Origin of the sequence: Bradyrhizobium sp. (assembly GCF_019244115.1) — a bacterium.
Taxonomy (GTDB): domain Bacteria; phylum Pseudomonadota; class Alphaproteobacteria; order Rhizobiales; family Xanthobacteraceae; genus Bradyrhizobium.
This window is the reverse complement of the sequence record NZ_JAFATE010000311.1, coordinates 1-6,487: the sequence shown is the minus strand read 5'-3', so window position 1 is coordinate 6,487 and position 6,487 is coordinate 1. Positions and strand designations below refer to the sequence as shown.

The window sequence follows — 6,487 nt, the reverse complement described above, 5'->3', positions numbered from 1 at the left end:
GACCAGTTCCTTGCCGGTGCCCGACTCGCCCGAAATCATCACCGTGAGGTCGGTCTGCATCAGCCGCGCGAGCAGACGGTAGATCTCCTGCATCGCGGGCGAGCGGCCGACGAGCGGGATCGATTCGAACTCGGCATCGTCGGCCGTCGCAGCCGAGCGCTCCTTCGGCTCGGCCAGCGCGCGGCCGACGATCGCGATCAGCTCCTTCAGGTCGAACGGCTTCGGCAGATATTCGTAGGCCCCGCGCTCGGAGGCGCGGATCGCGGTCATGAAGGTGTTTTGCGCGCTCATCACGATGACCGGCAGGTTCGGCCGCATCTTCTTGATGCGCGGCAACAGGTCGAAGGCATTCTCGTCCGGCATCACCACGTCGGTGATCACGAGGTCGCCCTCGCCCTGGCTGACCCAGCGCCACAGCGTCGCTGCGTTGCCGGTGAGCCGCACTTCGTATCCGGCCCGCGACAGCGCCTGGTTCAAAACCGTCCGGATGGCCGTATCGTCGTCAGCGACGAGAATGCTACCTGATGCAGGCATTGCTGTTCCTCATTTTGCGTCCTGTGAGGCATGCAACGGCGTCCCGGCAACGTCATCGCGACTGCTCTGATCGTGGTCTTTCTGGTCTTTGGGGCTGGAGTACATCGGCAGCAGCACGCGAAAGGTGGTCTTGCGCGGCTGCGATTCGCATTCGATGATCCCGCCATGATCGCCAACGATCTTGGCGACCAATGCAAGGCCGAGGCCACTTCCCGTGGGCTTGGTGGTGACGAAGGGGTCGAACAGGTTCGGCATCAGGTCCTCGGGCACGCCCGGACCGTTGTCCTTGACGCAGAACTCCAGCGGCAGCGACACCCGCGACTTCTTGCCCGGCACCGACAGCCGCACGCCCGGCCGGAAGGCGGTCGTGAGCTGGATTTCCGCGTCGGCGCCGAGATCGACGACCGCTTCGGCGGCGTTCTTCACCAGGTTCAAGAATACCTGGATCAGCTGATCCTGGTTGGCGAGCACGGGGGGTAGCGAGGGATCGTAGTCCTCGACGAAACGGATGTTGCGGGCAAAACCCGACTGCGCCAGCCTTTTGACGTGATCGAACACCGAATGGATGTTCACCGGCCCGCGCGCGACGGGGCGGTCGTCGCCGAAGACTTCCATGCGGTCGACCAGGGTCACGATGCGGTCGGCCTCGTCGCAGATCAGCCGCGTCAGCATGCGGTCCTCGGGCGAGGCCGCCTGCTCCAGGAGCTGCGCGGCGCCGCGGATGCCCGACAGCGGATTCTTGATCTCATGCGCGAGCATGGCGGCGAGCGCGATCACCGAGCGCGCAGCGCTGCGATGGGTGAGCTGCCGGTCCATCTTGTCGGCGATAGTGCGCTCCTGCAGCATCACGACGATGTGGCCCGGCCGCTCCGACACCGGCGCGACATGCAGATCAACCTGGCGGTCGCCCCCGATCCGCGGCGTGCCCAGATCGACCTTGTACTCGTTGACCGGCGCGTTACTCGATCGCACCTGGTCGATCAGGGCCAGGAGCGGGCTGCCGAACGGCACGAGCTCCTTCAGGAGCTGGCGCTGCAGGAACTGGGTCGACACATCGAAGAAGGATTCCGCGGCCATGTTGGCATCGACGATCTTTCCGTCGGGGCCGATCAGGAGAACCGGATTGGGCAGTGCGTTGAGGATGGCGTCGCTGTGGTCGGAGGTGACAGCTTTGCGATGGTCCGCGGCGAGCTTCATGCGGCGGCGCTCCACGAGAACGCGTCGAAGGCCTCGGTGAGCCCCTGGTGCACCCGCGCCGGATCCTCAGATGTCAGGATGGTCTGCCGCCAGGCTTTTAGCGTCGGCCCCGGCGCACGGGCACAGTGGGCGGCGACATCCAATGCCCAGCCGAGATGCTTGCGGGCATGGCGCAGGCCGACGCGCACGCCATACAGGCTGCAGAGCTCGTCATAGAGGGTGCGGATCAGCGTGAGCTGCTGGGCCAGCGGCGGCGCCGTCTCGGCCGCGCCCCCGTCGAGCCGACGGCCGATCTGGCCGGGCAGCCAGGGTTTGCCCTGCGCGCCGCGTCCGATCATCACGGCGTCCGCGCCGGAGGCGCCGAGCGCTGTGATCGCCTCGTCATACGAGGTGATGTCGCCGTTGACGACGAGCGGAACAGAGATCGCGTCCTTGACGGCCCGCACGGCGCTCCAGTCGGCGCGGCCCTTGTAAAACTGGCAGCGTGTGCGGCCATGCACCGTGATCATCTGCACGCCGGCCTGTTCCGCCCGCCGCGCGAGTTCGGGCGCGTTGCGGGTCGCATCATCCCAGCCGAGCCGCATTTTCAGGGTCACCGGCACCTTGACCGCCGCAATCGTTGCCTCGATCAGGTTCGTGGCATGGTCGAGATCGCGCATCAGCGCGGAACCGGATTGGCCCCCCGTCACATGCCGTGCCGGACAGCCCATGTTGATATCGATGATGTCGGCGCCAGCGGCCTCGGCGACCCGTGCGCCCTCGCCCATCCACCGAGCCTCGCGGCCCGCGAGCTGCACCACATGCGGCCCGATGCCGGTCGCTTCGCAGCGAAGGCGCGAAATTGGCCGCCCCTGCACCAGATCGTCGCTCGCCGTCATTTCGGAGACGACCAGGCCTGCGCCGAGGGCGACTGCAAGACGGCGGAACGGCGCGTCCGTCACGCCCGACATCGGTGCCAGAATTGCCCGGCATCCGATCTGAATCGGGCCGATTTTCAAAGGATTACGGCCATCCCTTGCCAGTTCGGTAACGGACATGCAGCTAGCCCGACGAATCCTTTTTTGTGCGTACCGGTCTCACCATCATCACCTTTCGCACAAATGTTGGGCAAAAACAACTCATGCCTACACATTAGCCATTCCCCAGAATCTTGCAAGTGCAGTGCAGCAATATGCTTACTTGCCGTTCACAGCGGTTCACCCCCGTTCCCCGGACATGCTAAGGGGCTGCGCGCATCCTCAGGATGCGGTCAATTCCCCTCTCATAAGTTGTTGATTGCAATGTCCAGACCACAGCGGACCGCTGCCATTCTCGTTGCTGCCGGGCGCGGGCTTCGCGCCGGCGGCGGCGGCCCAAAGCAATATCGCGAGATCGGCGGCCAGACCGTGATCTTCCGGGCGATGGCGCCGTTCAGCAATCATCCACAGCTATCTCACGTGCAACCCGTGCTGCATCTCGACGACCTCGCGATGTTCTCCACGGCGGTCAGGGGTCTTCGCCACGAGCCGCCCGCCGGGGGCGGCGCCACGCGCCAGCAGTCGGTATGCGCAGGGCTGGAGGCGCTCAACGCGCACAAGCCTGACATCGTGCTGATCCATGACGCCGCGCGGCCCTTTGTCTCAAGCGAGGTGATATCGCGCGCGATCGAGGCCGCATCGCGCAGCGGGGCCGCGATCCCGGTCGTGCCCGTCACCGATACCGTCAAGCTGGTCGACGCCTCGGGGCACATCGAAGCAACTCCCGACCGCGCACGGCTGCGCATCGCGCAGACGCCGCAGGCCTTTCGCTTTGACGTCATCCTTGACGCGCATCGGCGCGCCGCGCGCGAGGGCCGCGCGGATTTCACAGATGATGCGGCGCTGGCCGAATGGGCAGGATTGACGGTGGCAACCTTTGAGGGCGATGTTGCCAACATGAAGATGACGACTCCCGAAGATTTTTTGCGCGAGGAGGCGCGCCTCGCAAGCCAGCTCGGCGACATCAGGATCGGAACGGGCTATGACGTGCATGCCTTCGGCGCGGGCGACCATGTGATGATCTGCGGCGTCAAGGTGCCGCACAGCAAAGGCTTTCTCGCCCATTCGGACGGCGATGTCGGCCTGCATGCCCTCGTCGACGCCATTTTGGGGGCGCTCGCCGATGGCGACATCGGCTCGCATTTTCCGCCCTCGGACCCACAATGGAAGGGCGCCTCCTCCGATCGCTTTTTGAAATATGCCGTCGATCGCGTCGCCGCGCACGGCGGGCGGATCGCCAATATCGAGGTGACGATGATCTGCGAGCGGCCGAAGATCGGTCCTCTGCGCGATGTCATGCGCGCACGCATCGCGGAAATCTCCGGCGTCGACATCTCGCGCGTCGCGGTGAAGGCGACGACGAGCGAACGGCTCGGCTTCACCGGGAGAGAGGAAGGGATCGCGGCGACCGCGAGCGCCACCATCCGCCTGCCGTGGAACGACAAAGCCGGGAGTCTCTGACATGACCGGCAGCGACGCTCGCTCTCTTGCCCGCTCGCTGCTCGATCTCTGCCGGATGCGCAAGCTGACCATTGCGACCGCAGAATCCTGCACCGGCGGGCTCGTCGCCGGCGCGCTGACCGACATTCCCGGCTCCTCCGACGTGATCGACCGCGGGTTTGTCACCTATTCCAACGAAGCCAAGCGCGCGATGCTCGGGGTGAAAGCCTCGACCTTAGAGGCGTTTGGCGCCGTCTCCGGGGAGACCGCAACTCAGATGGCCGTGGGCGCGCTGGAGCGTGCCGACGCTGATCTTGCGGTCGCCATCACCGGCATCGCCGGCCCCGGCGGCGCCACGCCGGGCAAGCCGGTCGGCCTCGTGCATTTCGCTGCCGCCGCGCGCGACGGCCGCATCATCCACCGCGAGATGCGCTTTGGCGCGATCGGTCGTACCGCCGTCCGCGAGCGCAGCGTGGTCGAAGCCCTGAAGATGCTGATGGAACTCGCGCGCGGCCCGCAGGTCGCAAAGCCTCGCCTCGCCGCCGCGGCCCGGCTCCGCCCGCGCGCCACCCGCACCCCGCGCGGCCATGCCGTGAAGCGACGGCCGCGGCCTCCGACACGGGGGTGAATCCGCGGCGGCGCTGCGTTCCGCCAGCGATCCCGGAATGACAGTGGAACTGGCGCAGCCGTCACCATCCTACGCTTGCGCCGCCGCCTGCCGCGCTTCGATGAAGGGGGCGCGGTCGAAGATGATGCGGCATGCGCTGATCTTGCCGTTCTTCACGATGAGATGCTCCGCGGCCGGCGCGCTCTTCACGGGAAACGTTTCGGTGTCGTACATGACCAGCGCCGTCGTGTCGTCGCCGAACCCGGCAATCAGCCTGGCGCCGGTGAGCATCTTCATGAAGCCGGCCCAGAACTCGCGAAAGGCGGGCGCCCCCTCGATACGGCCGGACGGCGCATTGCAGACGATGTCGTCGGCGACATGGCTCATCAGTCTATCGATGTCCTTCTTGCTCCACGCGTCGTAATAGGCCAGCGCGGTTTCCAGCGCCGCGGGGCGGCCACTCACCTTGTTATCGCTCATTGAGACCTCGTTCTGCTCGGTTGAAAGCGAGATCGGCTTAAGCGGGGCCTGCTGACAGCGTCGTGTCAGGAGCGTGTCATGCCGGCGCCGGCTTCGGCCGGCCGTAGATCGCGTCCGCGCGCTTCTCGAAGGCGGCGGAAAATCGCGCGAATGCGGCGTCGAACATCGAGCCCATCAGCATGGCCAGCATGCGGCTCTTGAATTCATAGGATATGAAAAAGGTGACGTCGCAGACGGCCTCGCCCTTCGGCTCGAACGTCCAGCGGTTCTCGAGGTTTGAAAACGGGCCCCGGAGATATTCGACCAAAATTTTCAGATTGGCGCGGTCGAGCGTGACGCGGCTGGTGAACGTCTCCTTGACCAGCTTGAACGACACCGTCATGTCGGCGATGACGATTTCGGTCCCGTCAGCCTTCGGCGTGCGCTGGCGGACGCTCAGCGCGTGGCACAGCGGCACGAATTCCGGGTAGCGCTCGACATCGGCGACGAGGTCGAACATCCGCTGGGCGCCGTGCGGGACGCGCCGCTTGTTGGAAAACCGGGGCATATCGGTTCAGCGCGACAGGGCTTCGCGCGCTGCCCTGAGTTTCTTGAAATCGTCGCCGGCATGATGCGACGATCGCGTCAGGGGCGAGGCCGACACCATCAGAAAACCTTTGGCATAGGCGGTCGTCTCGTAGCCGGAAAACTCGTCGGGCGTGACGTAGCGCATCACGGCATGGTGTTTGCGGGTCGGCTGCAGATATTGCCCAATGGTCAGGAAATCGACCTCCGCCGACCGCAGATCGTCCATCACCTGCAACACCTCGTGGCGCTCTTCGCCGAGGCCGACCATGATGCCCGACTTGGTGAAGATGGTCGGGTCCATCTCCTTGACTCGCTGCAAGAGCCTGATCGAATGAAAGTAGCGCGCGCCGGGCCGCACGCTCAAATACCGCGACGGCACGGTTTCCAAATTGTGGTTGAAGACGTCGGGCTTGGCCGCGACCACCATCTCGAGCGCGCCATCCTTGCGCAGGAAATCGGGCGTGAGGATCTCGATGGTCGTGTTCGGGCAGCGGGCGCGGATGGCGCGGACGGTCTTTGCAAAATGCTCCGCGCCGCCGTCGGCGAGGTCATCGCGGTCGACCGAGGTGACGACGACATGGCTGAGCCCGAGCTTGAATGTCGCTTCGGCGACATGCTCCGGCTCGCTCAGATCGAGCGCGCCCGG

8 protein-coding genes are annotated in these 6,487 nt (G+C 65.6%); 2 read left to right on the top strand and 6 right to left on the bottom strand.

Annotated features, from left to right (window positions below):
* The 3 genes from JOZ76_RS13830 to dusB form a co-directional block, all read right to left on the bottom strand.
* The coding region (locus JOZ76_RS13830; protein ID WP_291699188.1) for a response regulator at positions 1–534 on the bottom strand (534 nt) is incomplete at its 3' end.
* A 9-nt stretch (positions 535–543) separates the two neighbouring features.
* Positions 544–1,731, bottom strand: coding sequence for a two-component system sensor histidine kinase NtrB (locus JOZ76_RS13825; RefSeq protein WP_291699187.1), 1,188 nt, complete (start codon positions 1,729–1,731; stop codon positions 544–546).
* Positions 1,728–2,768 carry a tRNA dihydrouridine synthase DusB gene (dusB, locus tag JOZ76_RS13820; RefSeq protein ID WP_291699186.1) on the bottom strand — a complete coding sequence of 347 codons (1,041 nt, stop codon included), beginning with the start codon at positions 2,766–2,768 and terminating at the stop codon, positions 1,728–1,730. The genes JOZ76_RS13825 and dusB overlap by 4 nt, the downstream gene beginning before the upstream one ends.
* A 243-nt stretch (positions 2,769–3,011) precedes the next feature.
* On the opposite strand from dusB, the gene JOZ76_RS13815 reads away from it, so the two are divergent.
* Positions 3,012–4,208, top strand: coding sequence for a bifunctional 2-C-methyl-D-erythritol 4-phosphate cytidylyltransferase/2-C-methyl-D-erythritol 2,4-cyclodiphosphate synthase (locus tag JOZ76_RS13815; RefSeq protein ID WP_291699185.1), 1,197 nt, complete (start codon positions 3,012–3,014; stop codon positions 4,206–4,208).
* A 1-nt stretch (position 4,209) separates the two neighbouring features.
* On the top strand, positions 4,210–4,815 hold the full coding sequence (locus JOZ76_RS13810; protein WP_291699184.1) for a CinA family protein: 606 nt from the start codon (positions 4,210–4,212) through the stop codon (positions 4,813–4,815).
* Between the two features lie 69 nt (positions 4,816–4,884).
* Here the strand turns inward: JOZ76_RS13810 and JOZ76_RS13805 are convergent, their stop codons facing one another.
* From JOZ76_RS13805 to JOZ76_RS13795, 3 genes are all read right to left on the bottom strand, one after another.
* Positions 4,885–5,274 (bottom strand): nuclear transport factor 2 family protein, encoded by a 390-nt coding sequence (locus JOZ76_RS13805; RefSeq protein WP_291699183.1) that lies wholly within the window; start codon positions 5,272–5,274, stop codon positions 4,885–4,887.
* Positions 5,275–5,350: 76 nt separating this feature from the next.
* Positions 5,351–5,821 (bottom strand): type II toxin-antitoxin system RatA family toxin, encoded by a 471-nt coding sequence (locus JOZ76_RS13800; protein ID WP_291699182.1) that lies wholly within the window; start codon positions 5,819–5,821, stop codon positions 5,351–5,353.
* 6 nt (positions 5,822–5,827) lie between these two features.
* A partial coding sequence (locus JOZ76_RS13795; protein ID WP_291699181.1) for a lipoyl synthase occupies positions 5,828–6,487 on the bottom strand: 660 nt, incomplete at its 5' end.